Below are 18558 nucleotides of genomic sequence, written 5' to 3'. Positions count from 1 at the left end.
AGCCAACTGCTAAAGGCTTATAATGAAAGTTTTCTATTTCATAACGCTGTTTTGCCTGGTATTGATCCTGGCCGGTTCTGAGGCCTGCGGCCGGAAGGATAGCCTTACGCCCGGCAATGAAGACGGCCCTCCGGAGCCTTATACCCTGGAGCTGCCACCCGGCATACCTGCTCCCGCTTATGATTTTTCACAGAATCCGCTGACTAAACAGGGCATTGCCCTGGGCCGCCACCTCTTCTATGATCCGAAGCTTTCGCGCGATAGCAGCATCTCCTGCGGTTTCTGCCACCAGCAGTTCGCCGCTTTCGGCCATTATGACCACGCCCTGGCCCATGGAATAGAAGGCAGGATAGGCATCCGTACCGTGCCTACGCTGTTTAACCTAATCTGGCAGAAAGAATTCATGTGGGATGGAGGTGTCAATAACCTTGAAATACAACCGCTTACGCCTATAACAGATGCTAATGAGATGGGAGAGGACCTGGGCCGGCTGATCCAGCGCCTGCAGGGAAATGCTAAGTACCGTAAAATGTTCAAGGCCGCCTTCGGTTCCGAGGAAGTGAACAGCCAGCGCCTCTTCAGGGCCCTTACCCAGTTTATGGCCACCATGGTTTCCTTTCAGTCAAAATACGACAGCGTAATCCGTAAAGCCCCTGGAGTAACCTTTACGGCAGAAGAACAGGCCGGTTACACCATCTTCCAGCAGAAATGCGCATCCTGCCATAAAGAACCTTTTTTTACGGATTTTACCTACCGCAACAATGGCCTGCCTTACCTACCCGCCCTTAATGATGTGGGCAGAATGAAGATCACTGGCAGCACCGGCGATTATCTCAAGTTCAAGGTGCCTTCCCTGCGCAACGTATTAAAAAGCTCTCCCTATATGCATGATGGGCGCTATTTCGATATTTACCAGGTATTTGCCCTGTACGATCACGGCATTGCCCAGAGCGGTACCCTGGATCCCCTGGTTAAGAATGGCATCCCTCTGCCCGAACAGGAGCAAAGGGCCCTCTATATGTTCCTGAACACCTTAACAGACCCCGGGTTTATTAATAATCAATCACTTAGCGAGATTTTAATAGAGTAAAAGGCTGACTCCGCAGGCTTTCCGGCATGGTTTTCGTAATTTTGCGGCCATGAATAGGCAAATAGTAAAGTGGATCAGATTTGTAGTAGTGTGCCTGGGCGGCAGTCTCCTGTTGCACCCGATCTTTTTGGGTGCCGGTAAGAAGAACGGAGATAAAGGCGCTCACGGTACCGCGAGCATTTATGCAGATAAGTTCAATGGCCGCAAAACTGCCAATGGCGAAGTATTTAACAATGGGGGTATGACCGCGGCCCACAATACCCTTCCCCTGGGCTCCTATGTAAAGGTGACCAACCTCCGCAATGGCCGTTCCGTTATTGTGAAGATAACAGACCGTTTGCACCGTAATAATAAACGTATTATTGACCTTACCAAAAATGCTGCCCGCAAACTGGGCTTCCTGGCCCGTGGTCTCGCCAAAGTGAGGGTAGAGGAAGTATAATTAATAGTTAATAATTAATAATGCCCACAACACAAGTGTCCAGCCGGATACTTGTCCCGGGATTATTAATTATTCATTTTTAATTATTAATTCCCTTTTTCCAGCAGCTATCAAAATGATCGTCCACCATTCCGGTGGCCTGCATGAATGCATAACAAATGGTAGATCCCACAAACTTAAACCCTCTTTTCAGCAGGTCTTTACTCATGGCATCTGAAATGGGGGTTTTAGCAGGTACGCCGGATAAGCCTTTGTAATGATTGACGATCGGCTGGCCCTTAACAAACTGCCAGATGTACTTATCGAAGCTGCCGAATTCTTCCTGCACTTTTAAGAAAGCTTTGGCATTGCCGATAGTAGCCATTACTTTCAGCCGGTTGCGTATAATGCCCGGATCCTGCAGCAGCTTTTCTACTTTTGCATCTGTGTAACGGGCTATCTTTTTTGCATCCCAATTGTCAAATGCTTTACGGTAATTCTCCCTTTTCAACAACACGGTATGCCAGCTTAAACCTGCCTGTGCGCCTTCCAGGTTAAGCATTTCAAACAGCCGTGTATCATCGTGCAAGGGCACACCCCATTCATTATCGTGATAGTCTCTGTAAAGCTGGTCTTTTAAGGACCAGCTGCAACGTACTTTGTTATCTTCCATGCTGCCAAGGTAATTAAATTAATTGCAGCTCCCATTTTTTCAACAGCTCTTTTACCTGCTTTTTATATGCTTTCAGATCAGCGACAGTTTGCTGGATAAAGCCATTATCATCCAGTTTTCCTATTACGGTTTCCATCTCTGCTTCGCTTTCATACGACATCTTCCGGAAGGGGTTCTGGTAGTCTTTTTCTCTTGAGCGATATATGCCTTCAGTAAGCTTTTCCATAGTGGAAACAGACTGCTGCAGGTTTTCGCTGAGCAGTTCTGGACTAAGATCTTTCAGAGTTTTATCCTGCACAAATAACATGCTGGCAATGGCATGCTGTAGTTTATCATGTGCGTAGCTTTGACCTGACTGTTCATATGCTTCATGCAGTTGCTGCCAGCTGTTGATCTTACCCTTTTTGATCTTAGATTTAAGGTCTTCTACCGTTTCTGCTTTCATCAGTTGTCCGCCTACATTTACCCAGGGACTGAGTTTGGCAGTTTTTGCGATGGCCTGCAGATCTGCAAAGGATTCGATGCTGCCTGCATTTATCTGTGCCAGTATATTGCGGATGCCGTATAGTATGATCAGCTCTTTGAACAGGGGATACACCTTTTCTACTTTCAGCAGCTGTACACGTCGCTGGCTGTTTTCCATTCCTTCTGCCAATACAGTGAGGCGGGCTACTTCGGCAGGGTGTTGTAATAAGAGTGTGCGGCCTTTTTCACGTAGTGTTTTGTCGTTGGGTTGGCCGTTTGCCTGCTGCTGTTGTTGCTGCCATGCCTTACCTACTGCTGCCTCCATGATCGGCAGGGAAGCAAGCATTTCTTCCACACTATCGGGCGCGAGGTAGTCGTACTCAATCAGCTGGATCTTTTCCGTACGTTTGTCGCGGTCTACATACTTCCACGAGTTACGGGCCAGTGCATACATATTATGCATGAACCAGTAGCCGGGCATGATCCGCAGACAGTCGTCATGTTCGCTGTTCACCACAAGGCTGAACGGAATGCGAATATTTAACTCCTGCATGTAGTTGCCTTTGGCCAGCAGCGTAAAGCAGGCAAACTTGGAATTGTGCTTCAGCGTAACAGACAGGCCAGGCCAGAAACCGCGGCCGGCAATCACTTCACCGTCTGCCCCGCGGGAGTTGTGGTTAGAGCCTATGGTAGCGCCGGCGGCCATGTTGCTTTGCCCCATGATCAGTGCAGCGCACAGGAAAGAGTTGTTATGGTGCTGTTCATGTGCCGGGAAGATCAGTGAGTTCAGCACCTCGCAACAGGAGATGGTGGCGTTATTGCCCAGGTAGGAATTGATCAGGCGTGCGCCGTATTTCAATTGCGAGTGCGACGCCATTACAAAACGCACCGCCTTTACACCATAGAACACGCGGCAGCCGTAGCCAATGATCCCGTTTACCATCTCGCAGCCTTCGCCTATCTGTGAGGCTGCTTCGGCACTGCTGTTGATGGTAAGGTTCTTCAGTTTGTTGGCCCCTTTCAGGTAGGCATCGCTGCCGATGGTAACATCCTTAATGATCTTGCAGTTCTTGATCACGGAGCGGTCGCCTACCATGCCATAGTAGCCGCGTTTTTTATCGAACTGTTTTTCTGTAAAAGCCTTGAATTGCTGTTGCAGCGCTGCATCATCGCGGTTGCGTGTCCACAGGTAAGCATCGCCGGGCAGCATGCCGTCAAAAGGCATCACGCTGCGCCCGCCGTTCTCATTGCACAGTTCCAGCCAGATGCGGATGTTTTCAGGCTCTCCTTCCTTGATGATGCCGTTACCAAATTTGGAATGGTCTGTAGTGGCCATTTCATTCACGTTGGCGATGATCACTTCGTTGCCGATGATATAATGGGAGAGGAAGTTTACATTATGCACTACTACATTATCACCGAAATCGCAGGCGCAGATCGTGCTGTTATAAAGGCCTACCGGCAGCCGCAGATTGTGAAATTCCAGGAAGTAAGGCTCCAGCTTGCCGATGCGCACCATGCCGAAGAAGTGGCAGTGCTGCACCAGTTGTGGATTAAACTCGTTGGCAACAAAAATACAGTTCCAGTCGTCAGAAGTATTATCATTTCTCACCAGGGTCTCTATCTCCTGCGCGGTGAGCTTGCGATAAATATTATGCTTGCCCCATTGCTGGTCGCGCAGGTAATATTCATCTTTTCCTTTAGGTAAAAAGTTGGCATCAATGAAGTGATAACCCAGTTCCGTTAAGGGTTTCTTTTGTATCAGGTTCATAGCTTTTTAATTTGAGGTCTTACTCAACAGTCACTGACTTGGCCAGGTTCCTTGGCTTGTCTACATCATATCCTTTCAATACGCCGATATGATAAGCGAGCAATTGTAAGGGAATAACAGAAACGATGGGAGATACCAGTTCATCGGCTTCCGGCACCTGTATAACATCATCTGCCATGCCCGGGATGATCTGGTCGCCTTCTGTTACAATTGCGATCACTTTTCCTTTGCGTGCCTTTATTTCCTGTATGTTGGAAACGATCTTTTCATAAAAGCTGTCGCGCGTGGCCACGAACACTACCGGCAGCTGATCATCCACCAGGGCGATAGGGCCGTGTTTCATTTCTGCTGCAGGGTAGCCTTCAGCATGGATATAGGAGATCTCTTTCAGCTTCAGCGCTCCTTCCAGCGCCACGGGGAAGTTGTAGCCACGGCCCAGATACAGGAAGTCGCGTGCGTCCTTATACTTTTGCGCTACCTGTTTTACCTGTTCGTTCAGCTTAAGGGTTAAGCCTACTTTTTCGGGAATATCCTGTAATTCGTCCAGCAGGTGCTGAAAGCGTTGCTGTGTAACAGCACCTTTCTCTATCGCTACTTTCAGGCCTATCAGGCACAGTACCGCCAGCTGGGCGGTAAATGCTTTGGTGCTGGCCACCCCGATCTCAGGGCCGGCGTGCGTATATACGCCTGCATGTGAAAGGCGGGCAATAGAAGAACCTACTACATTACATACACCCAGTATGATGGCGCCCTGCGCTTTGGCGCTTTCCATGGCTACCAGGGTATCTGCCGTTTCGCCGGATTGTGATACGGCAATGATCACGTCTCCTGGCCCCACCACCGGGTTACGGTAACGGAATTCTGAAGCATACTCCACTTCAACAGGTACACGGCAAAGCTCTTCTATCATGTATTCAGCTACCAGCCCGGCATGCCAGGACGTGCCGCAGGCCACGATGATCACGCGCCTGGCCTTCGCCAGCACATCGGTATATTCACGGATGCCGCCAAGGGTGAGCTGTCCATTCTTCGCATCCAGCCGGCCACGCAAGCTATCAAAGATGGTTTGCGGCTGTTCAAAGATCTCCTTCAGCATAAAGTGATCGTAACCGCCTTTCTCAATGGCCGTAAGCTCGATATCCAGTTTCTGAATATAGGGAGTTTGCCTTTCGTTGGTAATATTTTTCAGTATCAGTTCATCCGCTTTTACGATGGCGATTTCGTAGTCGTTCACATACACCACTTCTTTGGTATACTCTACAATGGGAGATGCGTCAGAGGCCAGGAAGTGCTCGCCCTTGCCCACGCCGATTACCAGCGGACTGCCTTTGCGGGCTGCTATCAGCGTGTCGGGGTTTTCTTCATCTACTATCACGATCACGTAAGCGCCTACCACTCTCTTGAGGGCGATGCGCAGGGCTTCTTCAACAGAGCATTGGTTGCTGTTGCGGATCTCTTCAATAAAATGTATCAGTACTTCAGTGTCGGTATCGCTTTCAAATTGATGTCCCTTATTAAGCAGTTCCTGTTTTAGCAGTGCATAGTTCTCAATGATACCATTGTGTATCATGGCCAGCTTGCCATCGCCTGAAACATGCGGGTGGGAGTTCCGGTCGCAGGGCTCGCCATGTGTGGCCCAACGGGTATGCCCGATGGCAATATGGCTCTGCATATTCTTGCCGGTCAGGAAATCTTCCAGGTGGGCCACCTTGCCTTTTTTCTTATAAACATGCAAGCCATGGTTAAGTATGGCTATGCCTGCGCTGTCATATCCGCGGTATTCAAGTCTTTTGAGGCCTTTCAATACAACGGGGTAGGCATCACGCTGCCCTATATAAGCTACTATTCCACACATATTGCTAAAGTTTGTAAGTATTTTAGCTTGCAATATATGCTAAAATAACGCTAATTGCGAAGCAACTCCGTATCGAACAATTTTAAGATCCGTTTATATTCATCGGTCCAGCTGCTAGGGGTTGTGAAAGAGTGATCCTCCACCGGGTACACGGCCAGCTCCCAGTTGCTTTTGCCCAGCTCTATCAGCTTTTGCGTCAATCTTACAATATCCTGGAAATGCACGTTCACATCTACCATGCCGTGGCACATCAGCAGGTGGCCTTTCAGCCCTTCGGCAAAGTAAATGGGAGAGGAGCGGCGGTAAGCAATGCTGTCGGTAAAAGGCTCGTTCAGGATGTTGCTGGTGTAGCCGTGATTATAATGCGCCCAATCAGTAACAGAACGTAAGGCGGCCCCTGCAGCAAATACATCCGGGGTAGTGAACATACCCATCAGGGTAATGAACCCGCCGTAGCTGCCGCCATAAATACCTATACGTTTTTTATCGATGCCCAGTTGTTGCACCAGGTATTGTGCGCCATCCACCTGGTCGTCCAGGTCTTTGCCGCCCATATGACGGTAAATACCCGTACGCCAATCGCGCCCGTATCCTGCGCTGCCACGGTAATCAATATCCAGTACGGTGTATCCTTTGTCGGCAAGCAGGTTATGGAACATATACTCCCGGTAATACTGGCTCCACCATTTATGCGCGTTTTGCAGGTAACCTGCCCCATGTACGAAGATAACAGCAGCGCCGTTCTTCCTGGCGGCTTCCGGTGTATACAGCCGTGCATATACACTGGCGCCATCCCGGGCTTTGAAAGTGATCACCTGCGGGTCGCGCCAGGAGTAGCTGCGGAATTCGGCCGACTGCGCCTTGTCTGTCACCTGTACCGCTTGTGCGTTTGGTTTATTCGGCAGCAGGAACAGTTCCCAGGGTTTGTTGGTATAAGAATAACGGTAAGCGATCCATTGCTGATCAGGGGAGAGAAAGATCTCATGTGCGCCCTGCTGTTGTGTGATGCGTTCTTTTTTGCTACCATCAGCAGATAAGCGGTACAGTTGTTTTTCCCCCGGCGCTGTTTCATTCGTTATGATATAAAAATGCTGTTTATCGTTGGATAACCATGCATCCTGCACTTCATATTTACCGCTGGTGAGCGCTTTGGTTTGCCCGGTATTTACATTGGTCACATATAAATGGGAATAGCCGCTGGCTTCGGATTAATACCAGCAGGTATTTTCATCGATCCATCCGATGTTGACGCCCCATCCGTTAATGCCCGGACCTGCCACCCAGGCCTCATCCCGTTGGCGGTTCAATAATTTCAGCTGGCCGGTAGCGGGTTGCAGCAGCATGATCCAGCGGTCTTTGTTGTCTGCTGAACGGATGTCAACAATGGCATGCGTGCCGGATGCAGACCAATAGGGGCCCTGGATCCTTACAGGTCTTGCTTTGGCCGTTTTGCTCGCTGTATCCGTTTTCTTCGTATAATCTTTCAGGTAATCCGGCTGATCGCTGATACCGGGAATGGCAGTTGTTTTGATAAAGATGATAGTATCCCGCTGCCGGTCATACACGTAACTTTCAAAAGTGCCTTGCGCTGCGCCTACTTTGGTACGGGTGGAGATCTCTTCGGTAAAACCGCTTTCCGTTACAAAAGAAGGCACCATGGTGCTGGTTACGCCGGTAGGACCGCGATACAGGCGATAGGTGATAAAACGCCCGTCAGGACTGATCAGGATGTTTTCCTGTGTTTTGTCGCCGGTATATAATGCGCGCAGGCTCTTTGCCTCATGCGCCTTATTGAACGCCTTGGCGCTGTCCTTAAGGGCTTTGGCTTCCTTTACCACCTGCATGAGCGACAGCTGCTGGTTTTGCAGCCATTGTTCCTGTTCATTCAGGTCAGGCGTGCTACCGGAAGGAGCGCTGCCCCGCTGGAAATTGGTCAGCTGTTCGGTAAGACCGGCGGCGATGTCCCAGGAGTAAAGGTTTTGTCCCTGCTGGTAAACAATCCTTTTTTCTCCAAAGCTGAACAGCGGGTTACTTTCATAGGCCGTTGTGCTGGTAATACGTTTTACCGTATTGTTTCCAATGCTCAGTAAATAAATATCGCCGTTGTAAGCATAGGTGAGCATCGTTCTGTCGTGGTTATATTCGCCCTGTGCACGGGCTTGTATCAGGGCCCTGTCTGCGGCAGGCGTTTTCACTGGCTTTGCCTGATCTGTAGTAGCGGCATAAAGAGAATCCGCCATGGCGTTTTCGGGGTTCCAGTCAAAATAAAAGGTTTTGTTGTCAGTGCCCCAGAAGATATTATCCGGTGAGCTGCCTATCCATTTCGGATCACGCATGATCTTATCAACGGTAAGGGAATTGCTTTGCTGGGCATAGGTATTGTCAAAGATCAATAAAATAATGGCAGGGAGTAACCAATTTCTCATAGCAGAGTGTTATTTTGTTAAAAGTATAAAAACGGTGAAAACATTGGGAAAATATGTTGCTTTATTATGGCTGGTGCTGATGGCCTGTCAGCCTAAGCCTGTCCGGCAGCCGGTGCCTGTTACGGAAGACAGTACCTTTCTGACAGGGACCTTCTTCCTGGTGCGGCATGCAGAGAAACATCCGGGCCGGGATTCCACGCTAACGCAGGAGGGATTTGTACGTGCACACCATCTTTATACATTACTGGAGGACTCCGGCCTGCAGAAGATCTACTTTACCCCTTTCAAACGCACAGTGCAAACCGCCGATCCCCTGTTCGAGCACCTGCACCTGGATACAGTTTATTACATGCCCGACACCACCGGCGAATCGCTGATCTACGAGATCACCCGCCGGGAAGACTGGGGCAAGCGTTTGCTGATAGTGGGCCACAGCAATACCCTGCTGCCCATTATGCGGGCGCTGAAAGCAAAACCTCCGGTAGATTCAATAGGGGACAAGGATTATGACAACCTGTTCATCATCTATAAGCACAGGGATTCTGTAAAGGTTAACTGGAAAAAATATTAGTGTTTGAGGTTTGAAGTTTGAGGTTTGTGGTTCGTTAGAGGTTGCAGGTTCAACGCAGTCTTCTGTCTGGAATCAGTGTGTATGAATGAGGCTGATGATATGTTTTAAACTTCTAACTTCTAACGAACCTCAAACCTCAAACTTCAAACCTCAAACTATAGTAAGATACCTTGCATAAAAGCATACGCCATTGAAAAGTAAATCAGCAGTCCCGTTACATCCACCAGGGTAGCTACAAAGGGCGCCGACGAAGTGGCCGGGTCAGCCCCCAGTCTTTTAAGCACCAATGGTAGCATGGAGCCGGAAAGTGTTCCCCACAATACCACGCCTATCAGGGAAAAACCAACGGTAACACCGATGAGGAAGGTGTGATCTCCGTAAGTATGAAATAGCGAGTTCCAAAGCAGGATGCGTATAAAACCGATAAGGCCCAGGATACCTCCCAGCATCAGCCCCGAGAGGATCTCGCGGCGCATTACCCGCCACCAGTCGTTAATATCGATCTCGCCCAGGGCCATCGCCTGTATAATGAGGGTAGAGGCCTGTGATCCGCTGTTACCGCCGCTGGAAATAATAAGCGGTACAAACAGCGCCAGCACCACTGCCTTGGCAATTTCATCTTCAAAGAAGCCCATGGCGGTGGCGGTCAGCATTTCGCCAATGAACAGCACTACCAGCCAGCCTACTCTTTTCTTTACAAGCTTCAGCAGGGGCATATCCAGGTAGGGCTCATCCAGCGCTTCGGTACCACCTATTTTCTGGATGTCTTCCGTATGTTCTTCATTAGCGATCCATAACATATCATCAATGGTCACAATGCCCAGCAGCACGCCCTGGTCGTCTATAACAGGCAAGGCCACACGGTTTTCCATCCTGAACACCTGTATCGCCTCTTCCTGTTCGTCGATAGCATGCAGGGCTACAAAGCGGTCATCCATCAGGGTATGTACCAGGGTATCCGGAGACACCAGCAGGAATTCGCGGATCCTGAAGTCGTCCAGTAGTATCCCCCGCTCATCTACCACATAGATCACGTCAATGGTCTCACTATCCTTACCATGTTCACGTATATAGTCCAGCACCTGCTTCACGCTCCACTCTTCGCGCACGGCGATGTAGTCGGGCGTCATGATACGGCCCACGCTGTATTCGGGGTAGCCCAGGAGTGATAAGGTGATCTTACGTTCTTCCGGGGTCAGCAGCTTGATCAGCTCTTTAACGGCTTCGCTGGGCAGCTCACCCAGGAAAGCGGCACGGTCATCCGCTGGCAGCTCATTCAGCAGCTCCGCCACTTTAGCGGCAGGGAGGCCGCGTATCACTTCTTCCTGCAGGGGGAAGTCCAGGATCCTGAAGGCAGCCGCTGCACGGCTGATAGATAAGTTATTGATGATCAGATCGGCCTGATCCGGATCCTCATAGATAAGCTCCGCTATATCTGTAATGAGCTGGTCGTCCAGGTATACACGCAGTTCCTGGTGGTTACGCTCATTGGCCAGCAAGCCGAATTTTTCCAGTAAGGCTTCATTTTCCATATTCCATAGACTCTCGGGCGAAAATAACTAAATAAAGTCGTTAGTCGTTAGTTACCAGTCGCTAGGTTTTATTTAACCATATTATCCGCTCCGGTTACTAACGACTGACGACTAGCGGGTAACGACTTACAATATCTCTTTAACATGCTTCCTGATATTCTCACAGATAGTATCGGTAGGCAGGTCATTGGCATCTTTGCCGAAGGGGTCTTCGATCTCTTCCGCAATCAGCTCAAGGCTGGCCAATACGTAGAATACAAACACCACAATGAGGATCACGAGATAATGCGCATTGAACACATAGCTGAAAGGCATGGTCATTACATAAAAGAAGATGAACTTTTTCAGGAACACACTGTAGGAGAAGGGGATAGGGGTATTCCTGATCCGTTCACAGGCGCCTACTATGTCTGTAAAAGACTGCAGTTCCGAGTTGATGGTAATGAGCTGGTCGCCGCTGATCTGTTGTTGCCGGTACAGTTCTTGTACCCTGGCCATGATGTGGACGGCCACCTGGTTAGGTACATGTTTTTGGGTGTCTGCTGTGAAGCCGGTTACCGGTTCCAGTTCTTCGGGAATGAAAGCGTTTCGTAAATGGTTCTTCATACAGAAGGCATAATTAGGGATCATGGTCCTGAAGAAAGCCCTGTTGGCCTCGTCGCCGGCAGGCAGGATAGCGGCCAGCTTCATGGCCAGGTTACGGCAGTTGTTCACCAGGGAGCCCCATTGCCGGCGGCCTTCCCACCAGCGGTCATAAGCGGTATTGGTCCTGAACACCAGCAACAGGGATATTACAAAACCGAGCAGTCCATGTACGATAGACAGGTGCTGTACTTCCGGGATCCGTTTAAGATGCAGGACTTCGAGCTCCAGGAAGGCAATGATGCCGGAATACAGGCTCAGCGCTATAAACATAGGGAAGAGCCGGCGTACAGTATCTGCTTTATGAAAACGGAATATAAAGGTGAACCACTCCTTAGGATTGTAATTGATCATTCCAATGCGTTTGTAAAGGTTTAGGCCGAAAATATCTTTTTCCGGGCGCAAACCTAAAATTTTTACGCCTGATTTTGATAACTTGTTGCTTTACCTTTATTTTACGCTTCCTAAATTATACCTGACTTACAGAGCGAGTGCTATGATAAAGCCGTACTTATATGTTGAAAAGACGAAGAAAAAAGGCAGAGGCGTCTTCACAAAAGAAAAAATACCTGCCGGTACACTCATTGAGGTATCCCCTGTGATCGTATTATCTTTTGATGATACGGAGATAGTGGACAAGACCAAGCTGCACAACTACATCTTCCTGTGGGGAGTTCGGGAAACCCGCTCCTGTGTTGCGCTCGGTTTTTGCTCTATCTACAATCACTCCTACGACCCCAATTGCGAGTACGAAATGGATTTTAACGCCGAAACCATGAGCATCAAAACCCGTCGCGAGATCAAAAAAGGCGAGGAACTGAGCATCAACTACAACGGCGAAGTAACCGACACCTCGCCCGTATGGTTCGACGTAAAAAGATCGTGACGACAGCTACCAGCGCATGGACTGTATAAAAGCTTAAGGGAAATTATCTCTTTTCCGGACCTGATTGCCGGGATGATAATTTCCCTAAATTTGTATCTAAATATATAAGTGCTTATATAATTTTGTAATAGCCGCTCTTAGCCCACTGCTAACAGCCAAAAGCTAACAGCTATGTTCTACCAGTCCTTAGGCTTTCTTGTTTTTGGCAGCCGCCTCCGGCGCTTAAGCGAATACTTCCTCATGGAAGTGAACAAGGTATATGAACAGGAAGGCATTCCCTTCGACGCCAGCTGGTTCCCGGTATTCTATGTGCTTTCCAAACAGCAGCCCATGCCGCTGATAGACATTGCCGGTACCCTCGAAGTGTCTCATTCCGCCGTTAGCCAGCTGGTGACCAGCCTGCGCAAGAAAGGCCTGGTTAAAACCGCCCCTTGTCCTGACGATGGCAGGCGGCAGCTGGTAGCGCTTACTAAGAAAGGCGAGGAGCTGCTGCAACAGGTGCAACCCATATGGGAGGCTATCACCACTGCCATGACAGAACTGGCTTCCGCCCATAAGCAGAGTAAACTGCTCCTGGAGGGCATAGCCCAGCTGGAACAGGCGGTGCAGCAAACACCGCTATCCATGCGGATCGCCGCACGCCTGCCCCGCAGGCATCCCGTAAACCAGTAACCTTTACCGCATTAACATACACCAAAATGAGCGAAGCATTCAGATACGGTATTGATCAGCTAACGGTTGGCTGCGTATTGAATATAGCCGCCGGGCGTAAAAAGGCCATCCTCACGCCCGAAGTCCTTGCCAGGGTAAAAGCCAGTTACGACCACGTACAGACCATCGTATCCCGGCATACCGTAGTATACGGTATCAATACCGGCTTTGGCCCCCTGTGCGATACCAGGATCTCTGAGGAAGACACCCGGGCTTTGCAGTATAACATCCTGCAAAGCCATAGTGTAGGCGTAGGCGATAGCATCCCGGAAGAAATAGCCCGGTTCATGCTCATCACCAAAGCACAGTCGCTGGCCCAGGGCTACTCCGGCATAGCGCCTGCTACGCTGGAGCGCATTCTCTGGCATATTGAAGAGCACATCACGCCGCTGGTGCCCGAAAAAGGATCGGTAGGCGCCTCCGGCGACCTGGCCCCGCTGGCCCATCTCTTCCTGCCTTTGATCGGCCTTGGCCAGGTACGGTACAAGGGCCGCATCACGCCCGCTGCAGAAGCCCTGCAACAGGAAGGTATGTCGCCCATAGTACTGGGCCCTAAAGAAGGCCTGGCCCTGATCAATGGTACCCAGTTCATCCTCTCCTTTGCTGTAAAAGCCCTGCAACGTTTGTACAATGCACTGGAAGCAGCGGATGTTATCGGCGCTTTATCGCTGGAAGGACTGATGGGCACCGCCAAGCCTTTTGATCCGCGCCTGCATGCCATACGGCCTTACCCTGGCAACCAGCTGGTAGCGCAGCGCTTAAAGCTGCTGCTGGAGAACTCCGGTATTATGGCCGCCCATGCGGATTGCGGCCGCGTACAGGATCCTTATTCCCTGCGCTGCATGCCGCAGGTGCATGGCGCTTCCCGTACGGCCTGGCAACACCTGATGGAATTAACGACCATTGAGCTGAACGCCGTAACAGATAATCCTATCATCTTTAGTGCAGAGGATACTATCAGCGGCGGTAACTTCCACGGCCAGCCTTTGGCCATGGCCCTGGATTACGCCACTATCGCAGCGGCAGAACTAGGCAATATATCAGACCGGCGTTGCTATATGATGATAGAAGGACGTTATGGCCTGCCCAAACTGCTGATAGAAGATGCAGGCCTGAACTCCGGTTTCATGATCCCGCAGTATACCACCGCTGCACTGGTAACAGAGAACAAAACGCTGTGCTTCCCTGCCAGCGCAGATAGCGTGCCTACCTCCCTCGGACAGGAAGACCATGTGTCTATGGGCTCTATCAGCGCGCGCAAGCTGAACCAGGTGATCGGTAACCTGGAATACATCCTGGCCATAGAGCTGCTGTATGCTGCACAGGCGGTTGATTTCCGCCGCCCGCTCAAATCAGGCCCCATTCTCGAAGCCTGCCACAGCTACGTCAGGGAGAAAGTGTCCTTTGCCAAAAAGGACCGCATCTTTGCAGATGATATCCGCGCCCTGCACGCCATCATTACCGATCAATCCTTCGTTCGTTTATCCAACGACGTAGCCACCATACACCAATTACCCTTAAACGGCATTTATCATGACCAGTTTGGACTTTATTAACACCTACGCGGCCCACCCGCACTATAAAGCGCCCCGCGGCACTCAGCTCCACGCAAAGAGCTGGCAAACAGAAGCGCCGCTGCGCATGCTGCTCAATAACCTCGATCATGAAGTAGCAGAGAACCCTGATGAACTGGTGGTGTACGGCGGTATTGGCCAGGCAGCCCGCAACCGCGAAGCCCTGCAAAAGATCATCCGCCTCCTGCTGGAGCTGGATGAAGATCATTCTCTCCTGGTACAATCAGGCAAGCCGGTAGGTATTGTGCGTACACATCCGCAGGCTCCCCGCGTATTGCTGGCTAACAGCAACCTGGTGCCTAAATGGGCCACCTGGGAGCATTTTAATGAGCTGCGCGCCAAAGGCCTGATGATGTTCGGGCAGATGACAGCAGGCAGCTGGATCTATATCGGCACACAGGGCATTCTGCAAGGCACTTACGAAACCTTTGTAGAATGCGGCCGCAAGCACTTTAACGGCGATCTGAAAGGAAAACTGTTGGTAACAGCAGGCTTAGGCGGTATGGGTGGCGCTCAGCCCCTGGCAGCTACCATGGCAGGCGCTGTATTCCTGGGCGCAGAGGTGGATCCCGCACGTATCCAAAAGCGTTTAGACACTAAGTATATTGACCGCATGACCCACTCTTACGAAGAAGCCATGCAATGGGTGAAAGCCGCCCAGGCCAGTGGCGAAGCGCTTTCTGTTGGCCTCGTCAGCGATGCCGGCGATCTGTTGGAAAGATTATTGCAGGATAATATCACACCGGATATACTCACAGACCAGACATCTGCCCACGATCCGGTGAACGGTTATGTGCCTAACGGGCTCTCGCTCTCCGAAGCAGCCGCGCTGCGTAAAGGCGATCCCGCTGCATATGAAGCGCGTTCCCTGAAAAGCATGGCCCGCCATGTAGGATATATGCTGCAGCTGCAAAGCCGCGGCGCCATTACGTTTGATTATGGCAACAACCTGCGGGAGTTTGCTAAAGCAGGCGGCGAAGCCAATGCTTTTAATTTTCCTGGGTTCACGCCAGCGTATATACGCCCGCTGTTCTGCGAAGGCAAAGGCCCTTTCCGCTGGGTGGCGCTCTCAGGCGATCCGGAAGATATCTATACTACAGACCGTGCATTAATGGAAGCCTTCCCGGAGAACACGGCCCTGATCAACTGGCTGAAACAGGCGCAGGAAAAAGTGGCTTTCCAGGGCCTGCCATCCCGCATTTGCTGGCTGGGCCTGGGCGAAAGGGAAAAAGCCGGTCTTATTTTTAATGAGCTGGTGAAAAGCGGCAAAGTGAAAGCGCCTATCGTGATCGGCCGCGACCACCTGGATTGCGGTTCCGTTGCTTCTCCCAACCGGGAAACAGAAGCCATGAAAGATGGCTCCGACGCGGTGTCCGACTGGCCGCTGCTCAACCTGATGTCCAATACTGCCGGTGGCGCCACCTGGGTATCCTTCCATCACGGGGGCGGCGTAGGCATGGGATACTCCCAGCATGCAGGCATGGTGATACTGGCAGATGGAACAGACCGTGCAGCAGCCTGTCTTAAAAGAGTGTTGTTCAATGACCCGGCACTGGGCATTTTCCGCCATGCAGACGCTGGCTATGAAAAGGCGCAGAAATGGGAAGATAAATTTGGTATCAGTCTTTAACCGCTGGCTAAAGGCTAATAGCTAACCGCTAAAAGCTGTTAAAATGTTATTGATCGGTCCCTTCACCCAGATCCTTCCCATGAGCGGCCTGCCGTTAAAAGGCCCCCTGCAGGACCAGCAGCTGCCCGTGATAGCGCAGGGCGGCGTTGTTGTAACAGACGGCGTCATCTCTGATATGGGCCGCTTTTCAGCACTGCGTCTGCAATATCCCCAAAGTGAGGTGCATTTCATTGACAGGCCCATGGTGCTGCTACCCGGCTTTATCGACTGCCATACCCATATTTGTTATGACGGTACCCGCAACCGCGACTATGCTATGCGGGTTGCTGGTAAAAGCTACCTTGAAATAGCCCGCGCCGGTGGCGGTATATGGGACTCTGTGATGAAAACGCGTATGTCCGACGACGTTACCCTGGCTGAGAATACCGTGGCCCGGGCCAACCGGCACCTGAAAGAAGGGGTTACCACTATAGAAGTAAAGAGCGGTTACGGACTGGATATGGTGAATGAAATAAAAATGCTCCAGGCCATTCAAAGTGCTTCCCTGCATACACGCGCTACCCTGGTGCCTACCTGCCTGGCAGCACATATGTTGCCCAGGGATTTCCAGGGCAGCGAAACTGAATACCTCAACTGGGTACTGGCCGAATTATTGCCCGTAGTTCAGGCAGAGCAGCTGGCTGCGCGGGTAGATATCTTCGTAGAAGAAACGGCCTTTACGCCGCAGGCCGCCCGCACATTCCTTGAAAGGGCGATCGCTATGGGATTTGCAGCTACCGTACATGCAGACCAGTTCAGCGCAGGTGGTAGCGAAGTGGCGGCTGCAGTAGGAGCTTTGTCTGCAGACCACCTGGAAGCAAGCACCGATAAAGAGATCACACTGCTGGCCAATTCAGGCACAGCGGCAGTAGTATTGCCTGGGGCCTCATTAGGCCTGGGCATGCCTTATGCACCGGCGCGCCGTTTGCTGGATGAAGGCGCCAGCCTGGTGATCGCCAGCGACTGGAACCCGGGCTCTGCCCCCATGGGCGACCTGCTCTTACAGGCAGCGGTATTAAGTGCTGCCCAAAAGCTGTCCATTGCTGAAACCCTGGCGGCACTTACCGTAAGAGCTGCACCGGTACTACAGCTGCGCCGTACCGGCGAACTGGGCCTGCACTTCGCGGCAGACATGCAGGCATATCCCAGTGGCGACTACCGCGACCTGCTCTATTACCAGGGAAAGATGAAACCTGCTATGGTGTGGAAGAAAGGTGTTATGATCAGCTAAACGTTTTATTATGATAAGCACAGGCAAGACCGCTACAGGCAATTACTACCAGGCTACCGCGTCCTCCACGTGGACCGGCAGGATAGATGGCACAGCGCCGGAACTGCAAAGATGGCATCAACGCATACAGCTGCACGATCTTGCAGCTGCGCCGTTGCCTAAGCTGAGTGCCGGGCAGAGAGGAATAGCCTTACTGGGCTTTGCCTGCGATGAGGGCGTGCGGCGCAGCAAAGGCAGGGTAGGGGCCGCACAGGGCCCACTGGCATTGCGCCGCGCCTGTTCTCCATTGCCGGTACATTTCAAGGCCGATCATCTATTGATAGATGCAGGGGATGTACAATGTCCCGATAACAGCCTCGAAGCTGCGCAGGAAGTGCTGAGTGAAGCCGTGCTGGGAATCTTGTCTGCTGGCTATCTGCCGGTGCTGCTGGGCGGCGGTCATGAAATTACGTATGGCCATGTACGTGGTATCTATAAATTCCTGCAACAGCAGGCGGGGCCGATAAGTGCAGGCCTTATCAATTTTGACGCTCACTTCGATCTGCGAATCCCTGGTCCGGACGGTCCCAGCTCCGGCACCAGTTTCTGGCAGCTGGCGCAGGATTGCAAACAGCAGAAGATCCCCTATAATTACCTGGCGCTCGGTATACAGCAGCATAGCAATACGCCGCAATTATTTCGTATAGCCAAAGAGTCAGGCACACAGCAGATCGCTGCGGATGCTTTTCATATGCAGGATAAAGCAACGCTGCATACCGCCATACAGTCCGTGCTCGAACAAACAGCACACGTATATCTTACTATAGATCTCGATGTTTTTGCCGCGCCCTTTGCGCCGGGGGTAAGCGCTACTGCCTTTAATGGAATTTTGCCCGGCGGCATATTTATGGAGTGCTACCGTACTATTCTTCAAAGCGGTAAAGTAACGGGGATAGATATTGCGGAGTTAAACCCTACCCTGGATACTGATGCCCGTACCGCCAAACTCGGCGCTGCCCTGATCTATGAGGCGGTGCAGCATTACTTGTCGTAACAGCTGCC

At 51.1% G+C, this 18558-nt stretch carries 16 protein-coding genes and 1 pseudogene; 9 read left to right on the top strand and 8 right to left on the bottom strand.

Going from position 1 to position 18558, the window contains the following annotated elements:
• Window positions 1–22 precede the first annotated feature (22 nt).
• Together ACR9Y8_RS09895 and ACR9Y8_RS09890 are read left to right on the top strand one after the other, a co-directional pair.
• Window positions 23–1090, top strand: a complete 1068-nt coding sequence (locus tag ACR9Y8_RS09895; protein ID WP_481213093.1) for a cytochrome-c peroxidase — start codon at window positions 23–25, stop codon at window positions 1088–1090.
• Between the two features lie 49 nt (window positions 1091–1139).
• Window positions 1140–1532, top strand: coding sequence for a septal ring lytic transglycosylase RlpA family protein (locus ACR9Y8_RS09890; protein WP_481213092.1), 393 nt, complete (start codon window positions 1140–1142; stop codon window positions 1530–1532).
• A 79-nt stretch (window positions 1533–1611) separates the two neighbouring features.
• On the opposite strand, the gene ACR9Y8_RS09885 is transcribed toward ACR9Y8_RS09890, so the two are convergent.
• From ACR9Y8_RS09885 to ACR9Y8_RS09860, 6 genes and pseudogenes are all read right to left on the bottom strand, one after another.
• Complete coding sequence (locus tag ACR9Y8_RS09885; protein ID WP_481213091.1) at window positions 1612–2184, bottom strand: DNA-3-methyladenine glycosylase I; 573 nt, start codon at window positions 2182–2184, stop codon at window positions 1612–1614.
• 13 nt (window positions 2185–2197) lie between these two features.
• A complete protein-coding gene (locus tag ACR9Y8_RS09880; protein ID WP_481213090.1) occupies window positions 2198–4420 on the bottom strand; it encodes a DUF4954 family protein in 2223 nt (740 codons plus the stop codon).
• A gap of 19 nt (window positions 4421–4439) precedes the next feature.
• Entirely contained in the window at window positions 4440–6275 is a 1836-nt protein-coding gene (glmS, locus tag ACR9Y8_RS09875) for a glutamine--fructose-6-phosphate transaminase (isomerizing) (RefSeq protein WP_481213089.1), read from the bottom strand.
• 50 nt (window positions 6276–6325) lie between these two features.
• On the bottom strand, window positions 6326–7147 hold the full coding sequence (locus tag ACR9Y8_RS09870) for an alpha/beta hydrolase family protein (RefSeq protein WP_481216219.1): 822 nt from the start codon (window positions 7145–7147) through the stop codon (window positions 6326–6328).
• Between the two features lie 57 nt (window positions 7148–7204).
• Window positions 7205–7471 (bottom strand): annotated as a pseudogene (locus ACR9Y8_RS09865) (TolB family protein); the annotation flags it as partial.
• A 12-nt stretch (window positions 7472–7483) separates the two neighbouring features.
• The gene (locus ACR9Y8_RS09860) at window positions 7484–8701 is read right to left on the bottom strand and encodes a TolB-like translocation protein (RefSeq protein WP_481213088.1); all 1218 of its coding nucleotides are present in this window, start codon (window positions 8699–8701) and stop codon (window positions 7484–7486) included.
• Window positions 8702–8744: 43 nt separating this feature from the next.
• Between ACR9Y8_RS09860 and ACR9Y8_RS09855 the strand changes: the two genes are divergently transcribed.
• Entirely contained in the window at window positions 8745–9272 is a 528-nt protein-coding gene (locus tag ACR9Y8_RS09855; protein WP_481213087.1) for a histidine phosphatase family protein, read from the top strand.
• A gap of 155 nt (window positions 9273–9427) precedes the next feature.
• Here the strand turns inward: ACR9Y8_RS09855 and mgtE are convergent, their stop codons facing one another.
• The gene (gene mgtE / locus ACR9Y8_RS09850) at window positions 9428–10804 is read right to left on the bottom strand and encodes a magnesium transporter (protein WP_481213086.1); all 1377 of its coding nucleotides are present in this window, start codon (window positions 10802–10804) and stop codon (window positions 9428–9430) included.
• A gap of 126 nt (window positions 10805–10930) precedes the next feature.
• Window positions 10931–11800: a bestrophin family protein gene (locus ACR9Y8_RS09845; RefSeq protein ID WP_481213085.1), complete on the bottom strand. Its 870-nt coding sequence runs from the start codon at window positions 11798–11800 to the stop codon at window positions 10931–10933.
• A gap of 142 nt (window positions 11801–11942) precedes the next feature.
• Here ACR9Y8_RS09845 and ACR9Y8_RS09840 point away from each other — a divergent pair, with 142 nt between their 5' ends.
• The 6 genes from ACR9Y8_RS09840 to hutG all read left to right on the top strand — a co-directional run bounded on the left by ACR9Y8_RS09840 (window position 11943) and on the right by hutG (window position 18550).
• Window positions 11943–12332: an SET domain-containing protein gene (locus ACR9Y8_RS09840; protein WP_481213084.1), complete on the top strand. Its 390-nt coding sequence runs from the start codon at window positions 11943–11945 to the stop codon at window positions 12330–12332.
• A gap of 171 nt (window positions 12333–12503) precedes the next feature.
• Window positions 12504–13004: a MarR family winged helix-turn-helix transcriptional regulator gene (locus tag ACR9Y8_RS09835; protein ID WP_481213083.1), complete on the top strand. Its 501-nt coding sequence runs from the start codon at window positions 12504–12506 to the stop codon at window positions 13002–13004.
• Window positions 13005–13030: 26 nt separating this feature from the next.
• Window positions 13031–14599: a histidine ammonia-lyase gene (gene hutH / locus ACR9Y8_RS09830; RefSeq protein ID WP_481213082.1), complete on the top strand. Its 1569-nt coding sequence runs from the start codon at window positions 13031–13033 to the stop codon at window positions 14597–14599.
• Window positions 14577–16247, top strand: a complete 1671-nt coding sequence (gene hutU, locus ACR9Y8_RS09825) for a urocanate hydratase (RefSeq protein WP_481213081.1) — start codon at window positions 14577–14579, stop codon at window positions 16245–16247. Before hutH ends, hutU begins: the two co-directional genes overlap by 23 nt.
• Window positions 16248–16290: 43 nt before the next feature.
• Complete coding sequence (gene hutI, locus ACR9Y8_RS09820; RefSeq protein ID WP_481213080.1) at window positions 16291–17517, top strand: imidazolonepropionase; 1227 nt, start codon at window positions 16291–16293, stop codon at window positions 17515–17517.
• Between the two features lie 10 nt (window positions 17518–17527).
• A complete protein-coding gene (gene hutG, locus ACR9Y8_RS09815; protein ID WP_481213079.1) occupies window positions 17528–18550 on the top strand; it encodes a formimidoylglutamase in 1023 nt (340 codons plus the stop codon).
• Window positions 18551–18558 lie beyond the last annotated feature (8 nt).

The organism is Chitinophaga sp. SVR4-12A (assembly GCF_056754765.1).
The sequence above is the reverse complement of the archived record's forward strand: the minus strand, read 5'-3'. Positions and strand labels throughout refer to the sequence as shown.